The organism is Asticcacaulis sp. P2_C5, from assembly GCF_056404555.1.
Genome location: NZ_JBFUDU010000016.1, coordinates 86,337 through 101,750 on the forward strand (window position 1 = coordinate 86,337; position 15,414 = coordinate 101,750).

At 62.1% G+C, this 15,414-nt stretch carries 9 protein-coding genes; 6 read left to right on the top strand and 3 right to left on the bottom strand.

Annotation, left to right across the window (positions count from 1 at the left end; translation table 11 throughout):
• Window positions 1-134: 134 nt before the first annotated feature.
• The 3 genes from AC1DXO_RS23100 to AC1DXO_RS23110 are packed head-to-tail and all read right to left on the bottom strand — an operon-like array spanning window position 135 to window position 5,388.
• A complete protein-coding gene (locus AC1DXO_RS23100; RefSeq protein ID WP_476980560.1) occupies window positions 135-1,064 on the bottom strand; it encodes a family 43 glycosylhydrolase in 930 nt (309 codons plus the stop codon).
• A gap of 8 nt (window positions 1,065-1,072) precedes the next feature.
• A complete protein-coding gene (locus tag AC1DXO_RS23105; RefSeq protein WP_476980561.1) occupies window positions 1,073-2,572 on the bottom strand; it encodes an alkaline phosphatase in 1,500 nt (499 codons plus the stop codon).
• A gap of 5 nt (window positions 2,573-2,577) precedes the next feature.
• Window positions 2,578-5,388, bottom strand: a complete 2,811-nt coding sequence (locus AC1DXO_RS23110) for a glycosyl hydrolase 115 family protein (protein WP_476980562.1) — start codon at window positions 5,386-5,388, stop codon at window positions 2,578-2,580.
• A gap of 152 nt (window positions 5,389-5,540) precedes the next feature.
• On the opposite strand from AC1DXO_RS23110, the gene AC1DXO_RS23115 reads away from it, so the two are divergent.
• The 6 genes from AC1DXO_RS23115 to AC1DXO_RS23140 all read left to right on the top strand — a co-directional run bounded on the left by AC1DXO_RS23115 (window position 5,541) and on the right by AC1DXO_RS23140 (window position 15,342).
• Window positions 5,541-7,055, top strand: a complete 1,515-nt coding sequence (locus AC1DXO_RS23115; protein WP_476980563.1) for a CoA-acylating methylmalonate-semialdehyde dehydrogenase — start codon at window positions 5,541-5,543, stop codon at window positions 7,053-7,055.
• A 194-nt stretch (window positions 7,056-7,249) separates the two neighbouring features.
• Window positions 7,250-8,212, top strand: a complete 963-nt coding sequence (locus tag AC1DXO_RS23120) for a substrate-binding domain-containing protein (protein WP_476980564.1) — start codon at window positions 7,250-7,252, stop codon at window positions 8,210-8,212.
• 23 nt (window positions 8,213-8,235) lie between these two features.
• On the top strand, window positions 8,236-9,765 hold the full coding sequence (locus AC1DXO_RS23125; protein WP_476980565.1) for a sugar ABC transporter ATP-binding protein: 1,530 nt from the start codon (window positions 8,236-8,238) through the stop codon (window positions 9,763-9,765).
• A gap of 37 nt (window positions 9,766-9,802) precedes the next feature.
• Window positions 9,803-10,780 (top strand): ABC transporter permease, encoded by a 978-nt coding sequence (locus tag AC1DXO_RS23130; RefSeq protein ID WP_476980566.1) that lies wholly within the window; start codon window positions 9,803-9,805, stop codon window positions 10,778-10,780.
• A gap of 3 nt (window positions 10,781-10,783) precedes the next feature.
• Entirely contained in the window at window positions 10,784-13,141 is a 2,358-nt protein-coding gene (locus tag AC1DXO_RS23135; protein ID WP_476980567.1) for a GH92 family glycosyl hydrolase, read from the top strand.
• Complete coding sequence (locus AC1DXO_RS23140; protein WP_476980568.1) at window positions 13,138-15,342, top strand: GH92 family glycosyl hydrolase; 2,205 nt, start codon at window positions 13,138-13,140, stop codon at window positions 15,340-15,342. The genes AC1DXO_RS23135 and AC1DXO_RS23140 overlap by 4 nt, the downstream gene beginning before the upstream one ends.
• The last annotated feature ends 72 nt before the right edge of the window (window positions 15,343-15,414 follow it).

Below are 15,414 nucleotides of genomic sequence, written 5' to 3' on the forward strand. Positions count from 1 at the left end.
CGGAATCGTGGGTGCTCATATCGCATTGCGTTTTTGAGCGGTCAATCCGAATATAGCATGAAGAAAAACAGCCTTCGGCACAAGTGGTGCAGTGCAACAAAGACTGCAATCCTCAGGCATGGCGGCTTATAATTTCACTTCGTCGATAGTTGGACCTCGGCGATTCCGCCATCGTCCGTGTAGACGAGGGGCGCGAAGGTGATCGAGCGCTTGTAGTCGCCGCCGCCATCAAGCAGTTTGTCGTGATAGAACAGCCAGGACTTGCCGTGGTAATCGATGATGGCCTGATGGTTGGTGCTGATGTCGAGATAATCCAGGATCGTGCCGCGATAGGTATAGGGTCCAAGCGGGCTTGTCGCGGTGGCATAGACGATCCGGCCTGGCCAACCTGTGGAAAAGCTGAAATAATACAGACCGTTGTGCTTGCTGAGAAACGGCGCTTCGCCGTATTTGATCTTGACGTTATCGGCGGGAAAGCCGTCGATCACAATGTCGCGGATCGGCCCGTCGGTTTCGGTCATGCTGGATTTCAACTTGACGATCTTCGGCACACGGGTGCCGAAGGCGAGATAGGCCTGGCCATCATTATCGATCAGGACAGCCGGATCGATCGGCTCGGCGCCGGCATTGGCGTCGCGCGCCTTGTCGATCAGGGCGTCGCTGCGCGCATCGACATAGGGGCCTTCCGGTTTTCGGCTGACAGCCACGCCGATCTTGTCGCCACCGACCGGCGCGTAGAAATAGTATTTGCCATTCCGGTGGGCGCTTTCGGGCGCCCACGCCTTGGCATCGGGCCGCGCCCATTTAAACACTGTAACGGACAGGAAGGAGCCCTTGTCCTGCCAGTGTTTCATATCCTTCGAGGTGAACAAGCGCCAGTCGGTCGAGTCCCAGTATTTGCCCGAATTGTCCTGGTCGTTGGTGGTGTAGAGATAGACCTGACCGCGGTAGACGTGGGGCGAGGGGTCGGCATTGAAGCGTGTCGAAATCGGTTCTGCGGCCTGGACGGGCAAGGTCAGCAGTTGGGCAACAAAGACAAGGGGCAGGACCGGGTGAAGTTTCATGGGTGGACTCATTGTGCAGATACCGTAGAGGGAGACAGGCCGAGCGCGTAGACCATGACCTGATAGATGTAGCTGGACTCGAATGTGCTGCTCAACAGCCAGGCGCGAGGGCCACGGGCATAGACCGGTACGTCCTCACCGGCATGCTGGGCGCTGTTCATATAGACCAGGGCGCCCTGATGGTAGTCGGGACCTAGGACCTGATCTTCGGTCAGGGTTGCCGATGCCGGCGCGCCGTCCTTCGGGCCGCCCGGGCCGCTGGCGTAGGACAGGGTGGTGCGCGGCCGGCCATTGCCGTCGGGCATGATCTGGCCGTGATTGCGTACCAGCCCAAGGATCGGCTCCTCACGCGACGACCCGGCGGAGATAACCAGGCTGTGGCTGTGATCCGCCGTGACAATGATCAGTGTGTCTTCGGGGTTGGTCATGTCCATGGCCTTCTGGACCGCCCTGGACAACTCATCGACGTCGGTAAGGGCGCGGTAGGCGTTGTTCTTGTGATGCCATTTGTCGATCGAGGCCGACTCGACCAGCAGGAAATAGCCCTTCGGATTTTTCGACAGGACATCGATCGCCGTCCCGGTCATCTCATCGAGCGTCGGCACATTGATATGCTCGGCGGTATCGACGGGCGAAGGCAGGTCGTCGGTCGCGAACAGACCGAGCAGGCGGTCGGTCCTGGCCGCATCCAGCGATTTCAGGCCGGCCTCATCGGTCAGGAACACGGATTGACCGCCCTGGGCCAGCCATGCCTGCGTCAGGTCGCGACCGTCGCTGCGGCGCCCCTTTCGCGTATCGCCACCGGGCACGAAGTCCTCAAGATCGCCGCCCAGCACGACATCCATGCGGACCGCTGCCGGGGCTTCGATCAGTTGCCGCGCCAGATCGACGCAGCCGGCCTTGACGGCTTCCGGCGGCAGGTCGACATCGGCCCGCCAGCCGCGAAACGGGACATGGCCATAGGCACCGGCTGGGGTTGCGTCGGTCACCCCTGCGGTCGTGACAAGGCCGGCGGACAGGCCGTTCAGCTTGGCCAGTTCGGCCACCGATTGCACGCGGCCTTTCAGGGCGCTGGGACAGTCTTTCGTCGTCACGCTGTCATCGACGCCGATCGCGGCATTGATGGTTTTCACACCGGTCATGATGGCTGAAATGCCATTGGCGGAATCGGTGACGAGCTTGTCGGCCGAATAGGTCTTGGAGAAGCCGGTATAGGGGAAGGTCTCGAACGATAACTGATAGCTGGCGCCGTCCAGTCCGCGCTTTTGGCCGGCGAAGATCCGGCCCGCCGTCACCGAATTGATGCCCATCCCATCGCCGATGAACAGGATGATGTTTTTGGCTTTCCCGACATTGGGCGTGCGTTGCAGGGCGGCACTCAGGGCAACCTCACCCTTTTCGAGCTGCGGATTGCGCTGATCTGTGCCGGCCTGAGCCGAGGTCGCGGCCAGGTCCAGGATCAGGCCCAAGAACAGGCAAGGGATTAGGCCGGCTGAAACGGTTTTCATGAAAGCTACGGGCCTTTCAGCGGGTCAGGCGCACCATAGTGTTTTTTGGCGCCGTCGAGATCGATTTCGATGCGGTCGATGATCACACCAGGATCGAGCGCATAGAGTTTCAGTTCGTGCATACCGGCGGGCAGAAAGAGCAGCGGGATGGTCTGGACCGCCGTATTGGTCAGCACATTCTGCCGCCATGCATCGCTGCGGCCGACAGTTGCGAAATCGATCACCTGAACGGCGCCGCCGTCAAGCTGGATCGCGGCCTTGACGCCCAATGCCGGGTTAAGGGCATGGGTCGGCAGGGCAAAGACCCTGAGCTGGCCGCCAACCGCGGTGACCGTGGAAAAGCGATAGGTGACCGGCGTCGTGCCGGCAATGTCACTTAGGGTGCGGCCCGGCAGGTCGAGCCGGGCGCGCAGGCTGGCCTTCTCGCTGCCCAGACCGTCAATGGCTTGCCAGTCCGGGCTCGCACTGCCGGCCACGGCGGGGAGGGTGACGAGGCGGTCAGCCTCGGTGGCGATACCGGCGGGCGCGGCGGCAAGGAGGATGGTATAGATGGGCAGGGTCGCGCCGCCACAGGTAATGGCAAGGTCGCCGGGGTCGCCCGTGCCGTCATAATGCAGCGTCAGTCTCTGCTCAAAGGCGTTTGCGCCATCGAGCGTACCCGAACCGGCCGACAGGGAGAAGGCCCCGGCCGTTCGCGACTGGGTCCACGATACGGGCCTGGCCTGATAGCTGAAAAGGGTCAGGGTTTTGGTCTGCGGCACGCCGCGGACAAAGGGCAGGGTATTGTGGTCATTGAACCATTGGCCGTTCAGGGCGATGTCACAGCCGGACTTTTGCGACTCCGACCAGTGCGGCCATAACGGTTCGTCGAAGACCGGCAGGCGCCGCGGCGCCATATCCATGATGTAGCGCCACTTGCCGTTGCGCAGGTCATTATAGTGGGCCGTGTCGCTGACGATGGCGGCATGTGCCGTCCTGGCCTGGTCAGCATAGAAATTGGCGCTGGCACGGCCCTGCTCGGCATAGAGGTTGGCGAGGTCGAGCTTCAGGATGCGCTGGTTGAGATTGGCACTGGCGCGCACCGGATAGAGGACCAGTTCGAAATAAGCGTCGCGGCGGTCCTCGGGGATCCGTGCGGCGACGGTCTCGGCGCGCGTAACGAGATCGGCGTAGGCAGCAATGCGCTTCTGCGCCTCTTCGCCGTCCGACTGGACATAGTCGCTGCGCCGGTTCTGCGTTACCCACTCGGTCTGTCCGAAACCCATGAATTCCGGTCGGCGCTCGAAGGCAAGGTCGTAATAGCGCATCATGATGTCGGCGATGTCTCCGGCCTGATCGGGTCCGAATTGCTCGCTCATGAAGGCACGCAGGTGATCGCGCGGCTTTTCCTCGAAAGTCTTCGCGTCGAAGGCGAGATCGAGGAAATACTGGGTCAGGTATTCGATCGGCTTGATGTCACCGACATTGACGATCCAGATCTTGCGCGCCTGCATGTCATAGGCACGTTCCATCTCTTCGTGGATCAGGTCCGGATGGGTGGTTCCCAGCCACAGATAGTCGTGCGGCCGGCCCCAGTAGGACAGATGGTAATAGACACCCGATCCGCCCCGTCGCTTTTGTTCGTCCGGCGTGCTGAAGCGGCGGACATAGCCATAATTGTCGTCGGCCCACATCAGGGTGATATCGTCGGGCAGTTTCAGGCCAGCGTCGTAGGCTTCCTGGAGTTCGTGATAGGCAACATAGACCTGTGGCACCTTATCGGCCGGCCGGTGATAGGCCCGGCTCAGCTGGTCGCGCTGTAATCCGACGACGTCCTGCAATATGGTCTTGCGCTCGGTCATGGTGCTGGCGCCCTGCATCGGTCCGTCATGGATGCCGCGCAGACCTACCGTATAGATGTTCTCGTAGGTCCGGCTCTCCTCGGCGCGCTCCTGCCAGTAGTCGGCAATGCCCTTGCGGTTGGTGGTGAAGTTGAAGGGGCCGCGCCTGGCTTCGTCCCATTCGCGCAGGTTGTTGCGCATCATCGGTTCGGCATGCGAGGTGCCGACCACGATGGCGTAGTCGTCGGCAAGCGGAGGATTGTCCTTATTGCCGTAAAATGGCGTCGATACCGAATGCATGGCCGGCCACAAGGTGTTGGCCTTCAGCCGCCACATCAGTTCATAGACGCGGGCATAGGTCCTGGGGCCGATATTGCCGGTTTTGGGGTCCAGTGTCCTGGCGGCCCACGGCTCCAGACCCCAATCCTCGTCATTAAGGAAGATGCCGCGATACTGTACCGACGGCGTATGGGAGAGAACAGTGTCGCGGCTGAGGATCAGTTTGTCGACCCGGCGTGGCGTCACATCGGCCCACCATTCCCACGGCGACACGCCCAGTTGCCGCGACAGGTCGACGACGCCGTAGACCGTGCCGCGGCGGTCCGAGCCCGCGATCAGGATGTAGGTGCGCGTCTTTGCCATGATGACAACGCGTTCGTAGCGTTCCCACTGGCCTTTGAGCACGGCCAGATCGATGCCGCCCTCCCTGGCGATACGCGTCACCAGGGGCGCGTCGTAGCGGCCAATGACGATACAGACCGCCGTACAGTCCGTCAGGTGCGCGGAGACCAGGCCTTTGCGGCCGCTCAGCGTCTCGAGGTCGTGTTCCAGCATGGTCGCCGCCAACGCCATGGTCTTACCGGAGTGCGCCGTGTCGTAGATGACCGCCGGCAGCTTGTCGCCGTCGTACAGGGTCAGGTCCGCGGCATCGGCCGATGTGGCCAGCAGGCCCGCCGCGAAACACGCAGCCGCAATTCCGGATAGGACTTTTTTCAAGGCTACATCCTCATCAACCTGCTGGACGGCCTTCTTGCTGGGCCTGACCGGTCGGCACTATGGCAATAAAACAAATATTGCACAATTGGAATATGCAGAATATTTATTCCACATTAAAGGGACGGATCGCCCTGAAGGAAAAGAGTCACAGCATGCGCACAATTTGTCATTTCATCAACGGCCAAAGCGTCGGCGGCGGCGCGAAGGCCGTGGGTGACGTCTACGACCCCAATACCGGCCTGGTCCAGGCGCAGGTCGAACTCGGGACAGCGGATATCCTCAGCACGGCTGTCGCCGGCGCCAAGGCGGCGCAGGGTTCGTGGGCGCCCATGAACCCTCAGCGTCGGGCACGCGTCATGTTCGAATTCAAGCGTTTGCTCGAAGTCCATATGGACGAACTGGCCTATTTGCTGTCGTCGGAACACGGCAAGGTCATTTCGGACGCAAAGGGCGACATTCAGCGCGGACTGGAGGTGGTTGAGTTCGCCTGCGGCATTCCGCATCTGTTGAAGGGTGAACATACATTGGGCGCCGGCCCGGGCATAGATGTCTATTCCATGCGCCAGGCTCTGGGCGTCGTGGCGGGTATCACACCGTTCAATTTTCCCGCCATGATCCCGATGTGGATGTTTGCGCCGGCCCTGGCCTGCGGCAATGCCTTTATCCTCAAGCCCTCGGAACGTGACCCATCGGTGCCGGTGCGCCTGGCGGAACTGCTGATGGAGGCCGGCCTGCCCGCCGGCATTCTGAACGTTGTCCAGGGCGACAAGACCGTGGTCGACGCCATTCTCGACCATCCGGATATTAAGGCGGTGAGCTTCGTCGGTTCCTCCGACATCGCGCAATATGTTTACGGGCGCGGCGCGGCCCAGGGCAAGCGCATGCAATGCATGGGCGGGGCCAAGAACCATGGCATCGTTCTGCCCGATGCCGATCTCGATCAGGCGGTGGCCGATATTATGGGCGCCGCCTACGGGTCGGCGGGTGAGCGCTGCATGGCCCTGCCCGTGGTCGTGCCGGTGGGTGACAGGACGGCCGATGCCTTGCGTGAAAGGCTGATCGTGGCCGCGGAGTCTTTACGCGTCGGGATCTCGACGGACAAGGACGCGCACTACGGACCCGTCGTCAGCGCGGCCCACAAGGCACGTATCGAATCCTATATCCAGATGGGCGTCGACGAAGGCGCGGAACTGGTGCTCGATGGCCGCGGTTTCCGGCTGCAAGGCCATGAGGACGGCTTCTTCCTGGCGCCTACCCTGTTCGACCGTGTCACGTCCACGATGAAGTCTTACCAGGACGAGATCTTCGGCCCGGTCCTGCAAATGGTGCGGGCTGCCACTTTCGACGAAGCCCTGTCCCTGCCGAGTCGTCATCCCTATGGCAACGGCGTCGCCATCTTCACGCGCGACGGTGATGCGGCACGGACGTTTGCCGCCAATGTCGAGGTTGGCATGGTCGGTATCAATGTTCCGATCCCGGTGCCTGTCGCCTATCACAGCTTTGGCGGCTGGAAGCGATCGGGCTTTGGCGACCTCAACCAGTACGGCATGGATGGTGTGCGCTTCTATACCCGCACCAAGACGGTGACACAGCGCTGGCCACAGGGTACCGCAGGCGACGGCCGTACCCTTGCCGATCAGAGCTTTGTTATCCCCACCATGGCTTGATCGGGTGTGGAAAACTGTCAAAGACCTGGCACATTGACGTTGCCAGGCGCAAAAAATGCGGTCTCTGTGTCTGGACGGGAGGCGTTGAACGGCACAAATATTTTATGCTAACGTTGACCTGGAATAAAAATTTCATTTATATGAAATCAACAGACCGTTCGTCATGCGCGGACGGCAGCCCTGAGGAGGGAACCATGTCCCACAATCGCCGCCGCTTTCTCACGGGCGCTGCCGGGTTAAGCCTTCTGGCCGTCACGGCCTGTACAGCCGGCAAGCCCGCCGCATCCAAGGATATTGTCGTCAGTTTCAGCGACCTTTCGCAACCCTTTTTCGTCGCCATGCGCCGCGATCTTGAGGACGAGGCGCAAAAGCTGGGTGTCAAGGTCCAGGTGCTGGACGGGCAGAACAACTCCTCGAAACAGGTTTCCGATCTTGAGGCCGCCGGCATTCAGGGCATCGGGGCGGTGATCCTTGCGCCGACCGATTCACGGGCTCTGGCCTCGGCGACCGATGCCCTGGCCGACCAGGGCGTGGTGGTCGTGTCCGTCGATCGCCATATCGAAGGTGCCAAACACGACGTACCGCATTTCGGTGCCGACAATGTCGCCGGCGGACGGGCCATGGCCGACTGGGTGGTCAAGACCTACCCCAAGGGCGCCAAGGTCGTCGTTATCACCAATGATCCGGGCAGTTCCAGCTCGATCGAGCGCGTCAAGGGCGTGCATGACGGCCTGAACGCGGGTGGCCCGGCCTTCAAGGTCGTCGCCGAACAGACCGGCAATTCCAAGCGCGACCAGGCCCTGACCGTGACGCAGAACGTCCTCACCTCGATGGGCGGGGCGCATCCGGATGTCATTCTGTGCCTCAATGACGACATGGCCATGGGTGCTTTGGAAGCCGTGCGCAGTGCGGGCTTCACCCCGCAGCAAATCCGCGTCCTCGGTTTCGACGCCATTCCCGAAGCGTTGAAGCGCATTCGCAGTGGTGAAATGGCCGCTACCGTCGAACAGAATCCCGGCCTGCAGGTACGCAGCGCCCTGCGTGAAGTGGTCGCCAAACTGCAAAAAAACACACCGATCGTCTCGCAGAGCCTGACACCCGTCCTGATTACCAGGGACAACCTCGACGCCGCATCGCGTATTTCCGAAGCCGGATAGGCACTGGCAGGGGAGATATGGCGATGGCGCTGCTGGAGGTGACAGAACTGACCAAGCGCTTTCCCGGCGTGCTGGCGCTCGACGGCGTGAGTCTGAACCTTGGGCCGGGCGAGGTCCACGCCCTGCTGGGCGAAAACGGCGCCGGCAAGTCGACCCTGCTGAAGATTCTGTCGGGGGCGCAGGCGGCCGATTCCGGCGATATCCGCTTCGACGGCCGCAAGCTGGATGAGCGCGACACGCCCATTGTCCGCCAGGGCTTGGGTATTGTCACCATCTACCAGGAATTCAATCTCTTGCCGGCCATGTCGGTGGCCGAAAACATGTATCTCGGCCGTGAACCGTTGTGGCTGGGCCTGATCGACTGGTCCAGGATGCGGGCCGATGCCGGCGCGATCCTGGCTGAATTGGGTCTCGATCTCGATCCGAAGATCGAGGTGCGCCGGTTGACCGTGGCCGAGCAGCAGATGGTCGAGATTGCCCGCGCCATGACATTGCAGGCGCGGCTGATCATCATGGACGAGCCGACCGCCGCCTTGAGTGAACGCGAGGTCGTCAAGCTGCACGATATCGTCCGCGGGCTGAAGGCGCGCGGCATCAGCGTGGTCTATGTGACGCACCGCCTGAAGGAAGTGAAGGCCGTCTGCGATCGCTATACCGTCCTGCGTGACGGCCGTTTCGTGGCGTCCGGTGATGTCGGAGACGTCGAGGTGCCGGACATGGTGCGCCTGATGGTCGGGCGCGACGTTGAATTCCTGCAAAGGACGCGACGGGCGCCAGCCGCCGAAGTGGCTTTAAAGGTCGAGGGCGTCAGCCGCAAGCGCGGCGCCAACGAGGCCCGCGGCACCAGCCTCAGGGACATTTCATTCGAGGTCAGGCGCGGCGAGATTGTCGGCCTGGCCGGGTTGGTGGGGGCGGGGCGTACCGACCTGGCCCGCCTGATTTTCGGCGCCGACGCCATGGATTCCGGTACGCTGTGGCTGGACGGCCGCCAATTACGGCCGTTCGCATCCCCGCGTCAGGCGCTTGAAGCCGGCGTGGCGCTGGTGCCGGAGGACCGCAAGCAGCAGGGGTGTTTTCTCGGCCATTCCATACGCCACAACATGACCCTGCCCAGCCTGGCGCGCCTCAGCCGGTTCGGTGGCTTTGTCGATGAGGCGGCCGAGGCTGCACTGGTTGAGACCTATCGCACCCGGCTCGGTATCCGCATGGCTTCGGACAAGGTGGCCATCGGCACCCTGTCCGGGGGCAACCAGCAGAAGGTCCTGCTGGCCCGCTGCATGGCTTTGGCGCCCAAGGTCCTGATTGTCGACGAGCCGACGCGCGGCATCGATGTCGGCGCCAAGGCCGAGGTTCACCAGGTCCTGTTCGATCTTGCGGCCACCGGCGTGGCCGTTATCGTCATCTCCTCGGAATTGCCGGAAGTCATGGCGGTCAGCGATCGCATCGTCGTTTTCCGCGAAGGCTGCATCACCGGCGTGCTCGACAATGACGGCGTCAGCGAGGAAACCCTGATGGGGCTGATGGCTACCGACATTGCCGGCTGTGCCGCCTGATAAAAAAGCCAGATAAAAAAAGAAAGTGCCACCTGACATGACCAGCCAGCCTGCCAAGCCAGCCTTCGATACCATCGGCTTCCTGCGTAAATACGGCACGAGCATTTTCCTGCTGCTGCTGATTGCCTTTTTCACGGCACAGAACCCGCGTTTCCTGTCGTTGCGCAATGCCAGCAACATCCTGACCGAAGTATCGATTTACGGTGTCATTGCTGTCGGCATGACCTTCGTCATCCTGACCAGCGGGGTCGACCTCGCCGTGGGCTCGCTGCTGGCCTTCGCCTCGATCGCCGCGGCCTGGGTGGTGCAGCATGCCGGCTTCGGGCCGCAATGGCTTCTGGCCATCGTGGTCGCCACGCTGATCGGCACGGCGGCGGGCTATATTCACGGCAAATGCGTTACATTTTTCAACGTTCCCGCCTTTATCGCCACGCTGGGCGGCATGACCGTGTGGCGCGGCGCGACCCTGATGCTGAATGACGGCGGACCGATTGCCGGTTTCGACGACGGCTATCGCTGGTGGGGCACCGGTGCGGTCGCCGGCTTGCCAGTCCCGGTGCTCATTTTCGCCCTGGTGGCGCTGATCGGCCATGTCGTGCTGCGCTATACGCGCTACGGTCGCCAGGTCTATGCCGTCGGCGGTAATGCCGAGGCGGCGCGGCTCAGCGGTGTCGATGTCAAGGCGGTGCTGATCAGCGTCTATGTCATAGTCGGCCTGCTGTCCGGCCTGTCCGGCTTTCTGCTGTCGGCGCGGCTCGGGTCGTCGGAGGCCGTAGCGGGTATCAGCTATGAACTGCGGGTCATCGCCTCGGTCGTCATCGGCGGCGCCTCGTTGTCCGGCGGTTCGGGCAGCATCCGCGGCACCCTGGTCGGCGCTCTGCTGATCGGTGTGCTGTCGAACGGGCTCGTCGTCATGCACGTCTCGTCCTATTTCCAGCAGGTGGTGATCGGAATCATCATCGTCATGGCGGTGGCCTTCGACGCCTATGCCAAATCCCATCGCGGCAAGGTCTAGACCATGGTCCCATCACTGCGAACCTTACTGGTCCTGGGTGCGCTGGCCTTTGCAGCGCCCGCTTTTGCGGCGCCGGCTCCGTCATCATACGTCCCGGACCGCACGATCTTGGCCGATCCGTTTGTCGGAGTCGACGGCGGTTCCGTGGTCGGCGGCAATACGGTTCCGGGCGCCGGCGTGCCCTTTGGTTTTGTCTCCTTCAGCCCCGATACGGCCAATGGCGACACCAATGGCTATGATTCCCAAAGCGCCATACTGGGTTTCAGCTTTACCCATGTCAGCGGTACGGGCGGCACCAGCAAGTACGGCAATTTCCGCGTTACCCCGACGCTTGGTGCGGTTCGTGTCAATCAGATGGTCTTTGCCAGGCGCGACGAGACTGCCTCGCCCGGCTACTATTCGGTCAGGCTCGGCAATGATCCGGCGCAGGCGATAGTGGTCGAACTGACGGCTTCGCGGCTGGTCGGGTTCCAGCGCCTGACCTTTCCAGCAGCGTCTCAGGGGCCGGCAGCGTCTCAGGGGAATGTCATCCTGGACGCCACCTCCGTCATCGGCCTGAGGGGCAGCGGCCAGCGCGCCACGGCGGCGCATGTCGATATCATCGACGATCATACGATTTCCGGCTGGGCCAGTTTCGAAGGTGGCTGGAACCCGGCGCCCTACAAGCTCTATTTCTATGCCGTGTTCGACCGCAAGGCCACAAACTTCGGCGCCTGGAAAGCGCAGCAGGGCGAGATGTCGCAACAACCGGGTGTCGGCGCCCTCGACGGCGGCAATCAGACCAAAAGCGTTGCCAACCGCCAGGGCCTGATGATCGAATACGATACCGAGCAGGAATTTTCCCACAAACTGGGCGCGTGGATGAGTTTCGACACGGCTTCCGCGCCCGTGGTGCAGATGAAGCTGGCCGTGTCCTTCATCAGTACCGACAAGGCCCGGGCCAATCTTGATGCGGAAATGCCGGGCTGGGATTTCAATGCCGAGCGGGCCAGGGCACAGGCGCTGTGGAACGATGCCCTGTCGCAGATTTCGGTCGAAGGCGGCACGGATGAACAGACACGCATCTTCTATACGGCCCTTTATCGCAGCCACACCATGCCGCACGACCTCAGCGGCGAGAATGTGTGGTGGCGTTCGACAGAACCGCATTACGAGGATTTCTACACGCTGTGGGACACCTTCCGCACCCTGCATCCGCTGCTGACCGTGATCCAGCCGCAACGCCAGCGCGACATGATCCGTTCGCTGCTCGACACCTATAAACATACCGGCTGGCTGCCTGACGCCCGCATCGCCGGCGCCAACGGCATGACCCAGGGCGGATCGAACGGCGATGTCCTGATGGCGGATGCCGTGGTCAAGACTCTCGGCGGTTTCGATACTGCACTCGCCTACGATGCCCTCAGGAAGGACGGCGAAATCGATTCCGACCAGCCCTTCCTGCAGGGGCGGGTACTCAGGGACTATCTGCAACTCGGCTATGTGCCCCTGACCCAAACCCGCTCGGCCTCGCGCACGCTCGAATATGCCTATGACGATTTCGCCATATCGCAAGTCGCCTTGAAACTGGGCCACAAGGCCGACGCTGCGCGCTATCTGGCCCGTTCCGCGGGGTGGAAAATGCTGTGGGACGACGAACTGGGCTGTATCCGGCCGAGATATGCTAACGGCGAGGGCCTGGAAAACTTCACCTGCACCTATGACTATCCCGACAAGTCGACTCCGTGGTGGGAGGCGCCCTTCTATGAGGGCAATTCGCTGCAATATTCGACCTATGTGCCGCACGATGTCGCCGGCCTGATGCAGAAGGTGGGCGGCCCCGGGCGGTTCACGGCCTGGCTCGACCGTCTCTTCGACGATGGCTATTACGCCCATGGCAACGAACCGGATTTCCTGGCGCCGTGGCTCTATATCCACGCCGGGCGTCCCGACCGGACGGCCGAGCGCGTGCGCCATATACTGTCGGTCAGTTACCACGCCAGCCGTACCGGCTTGCCGGGCAATGACGATGCCGGCGCCATGTCGTCGTGGTATGTGTGGAGCGCCATCGGTCTCCATCCCAATGCCGGCCAGCCCTTCTACTATATTGGTTCGCCGATTTTCGCACGCTCAGTGATCCGGCTCGAGGGCGGCAAGACCTTCACCATCGCGGCAAAAGACGTGTCCGACGCCAATCGCTATGTGACAGGGGCGCGCCTCAACGGCAAGCCGATCGACCGCGCCTGGCTGACCCATGCCGAACTGATGGGCGGAGGCGTTCTGGAGCTGGATATGAAAAAGGCCCCCGGTAACTGGGCCACGCATTTCGTCGCGCCCGGCAATGGTGAGACCAGAAACGGTGAAAAAGGAAGCCGACCATGAGATTCACGCACGGACTGGGACTGGGACTGGCCGCAGGCCTGATGCTGATGGTTCCGGCGGCCTGGGCGCAGGATAGCCAGCCGCTCTATCGTTATGTCAATCCGATGATCGGTGTCGGTAATGACAACCAGGGCGACACGGTCCCCGGGCCGGCGTTGCCGGCGGGGTCGATCCATCCCAGCCCGGAAACCCTCACCGGCAGCAATGCCGGTTATGATCCGGCCGCGCCCGTCAGCGGTTTCGCGCAACTGCATACGCAGGGCTCAGGCGGGGTGACAACCTACGGGACCTTCCTGCTGTCGCCGCAGGTCGGCCCGCCGCAGTTCGACGAGCCGGCGCATCTGTCGCCCAAGGTCGATGAGCGGGCGGCGGCGGACATGTATGCCGTGACCCTGACGCGCTACGCCACGCGGGTCGAGGTCACGCCGGCGCATTACGCCGCGATTTACCGCCTGACCTATCCTGACACCGACCAGGCCGATCTCGTCTTCGACATCACCCGCAAGATCCAGGGTGTGACCGCCAGCGACAATGCCGAGGTTTGGCTTTATCCGGAAGAGGGCAAGATCATCGGGCGTGTCAAGGCCAGGGGGTACTGGAACCCGGCCCTGGTCGACATCTGGTTTTGCGCCAGGCTGAACACCCGGCCGAAAGCCTGGGGCGTGGTGAAGGACGCAAGCGTCCTGGCCGGCGAGACCCATGCGAGCAGCGGTCCGGACCAGCGCCTGGGCGCCTGGTGGTCGTTCGATGGCCACGCCGCGCAGCCCGTGCTGGTCAAGATCGCCGTGTCGTTCACCAGTGCGCAAAAGGCCGAGGCCCTGCTCGACCATGACATCCCCGGGTGGGATTTCGACGGAACGCGGCGGGCGGCGCAGGACGCGTGGAACAAGGAGCTGAACCGTATTGTCATATCCGGCGTCGACGATAAGGCGCTGACCCGTTTTTATACGGCGCTCTATCACACCGCCGTCCAGCCGCGCGACCGCACGCTGGATCAGCCGGATTCGGAGCTGCATGCGCCCAACTGGGATGACTATTACACGCTGTGGGACACGTATCGTACCGAGTTTCCGCTGATGTCGCTGATCAAGCCGCAGGAATATGCCGCCAATGTCGGCTCGTTCATCCATACCTTCGATAAGTTCGGCGCCGCCGATACCGCGATCATTGCCGGTCACAACTACCATGTCGGCCAGGGTGGGGACGAGGTCGACAATATCATCGGCGAAGGGCTGATTCGCGGCGTCGACGGCATCGACTGGAAGAACGCCTGGCGCGTCACCCATTTCAACGCCTATGAACGCCGCCGTCCGCGCTATCTGATCGACAGCTATTTCGCAGTCGGCGACCTCAGCCCCGAGCCGAATAACCAGCGCGCCAAATCAGGCTCATCGACCATAGGTTTCGCGCTCAATGACTATTACGCAGCTCGGGTCGCGGAAAAGGCCGGCAAGGCGGACGAGGCGTCGGCGCTGCTTAAGCGGTCGCAAAGCTGGAAGAATGTCTGGAACTCGAATGCGCAAAGCGACGGCTTCACGGGCTTTATCATGCCGAGATATGCCGACGGCAGCTTCCAGGACATCGATCCGAAACTGGGCTGGGACGGCAAGATCTACAACAATGTCGGTTTTTATGAAGGTACAGCCTGGGTCTATTCCTACGACATGCTGCACGACATCCCCGGCATGATTGACGCCATGGGCGGTCGCGACCGCTTTCGTGAGCGGCTGGAGCACGCCCTGTCGGCAGGCCTGATCGACATGACCAACGAGCCGTCGTTCTCGACGCCATGGCTGTTTCACAATATTGGCCGGCCGGACCTGTCGGCCTACTGGGCGAACGAAATTTTCAGGAAGTTCACACCGGACGCCTATCCTGGTGACGAAGACAACGGCGCCATGAGCTCGCATTACGTCTTCAACCGTATCGGACTGTTCCCAAAGCTCGGAAGCGACCTCTACTATCTGCACGGCCCGCGCCAGCCGCGCACCGTCCTGCACCTTGAAAACGGCAAGTCGTTCGAGATCGTCGCCCGCAATGCCGGCCCCGACGCCATCTATATCCAGGTGGCGACGTTGAACGGCGTGCCGCTGAAGAGCGCCTTCCTGCACCAGTCGGACATCGTCAACGGCGGGCGGCTGGAACTGGTCATGGGCCGCAAGCCAGGCAAGTGGGGGCAGGGCGAGCCGGCTCCGCAATAACGGGGCCGGCACTGCGCGCTGTCAAAGAGCGTTTTCTGGCACCCTTGCCAAGTTGCAACTATTGCAACTTGA

Coding starts and splice junctions, on each gene's coding strand:
- AC1DXO_RS23100 (WP_476980560.1), bottom strand. CDS start 1,064: ATGAAACTTCACCCGGTCCTGCCCCTTGTCTTTGTTGCCCAACTGCTG.
- AC1DXO_RS23105 (WP_476980561.1), bottom strand. CDS start 2,572: ATGAAAACCGTTTCAGCCGGCCTAATCCCTTGCCTGTTCTTGGGCCTG.
- AC1DXO_RS23115 (WP_476980563.1), top strand. CDS start 5,541: ATGCGCACAATTTGTCATTTCATCAACGGCCAAAGCGTCGGCGGCGGC.
- AC1DXO_RS23120 (WP_476980564.1), top strand. CDS start 7,250: ATGTCCCACAATCGCCGCCGCTTTCTCACGGGCGCTGCCGGGTTAAGC.
- AC1DXO_RS23125 (WP_476980565.1), top strand. CDS start 8,236: ATGGCGCTGCTGGAGGTGACAGAACTGACCAAGCGCTTTCCCGGCGTG.
- AC1DXO_RS23130 (WP_476980566.1), top strand. CDS start 9,803: ATGACCAGCCAGCCTGCCAAGCCAGCCTTCGATACCATCGGCTTCCTG.
- AC1DXO_RS23135 (WP_476980567.1), top strand. CDS start 10,784: ATGGTCCCATCACTGCGAACCTTACTGGTCCTGGGTGCGCTGGCCTTT.
- AC1DXO_RS23140 (WP_476980568.1), top strand. CDS start 13,138: ATGAGATTCACGCACGGACTGGGACTGGGACTGGCCGCAGGCCTGATG.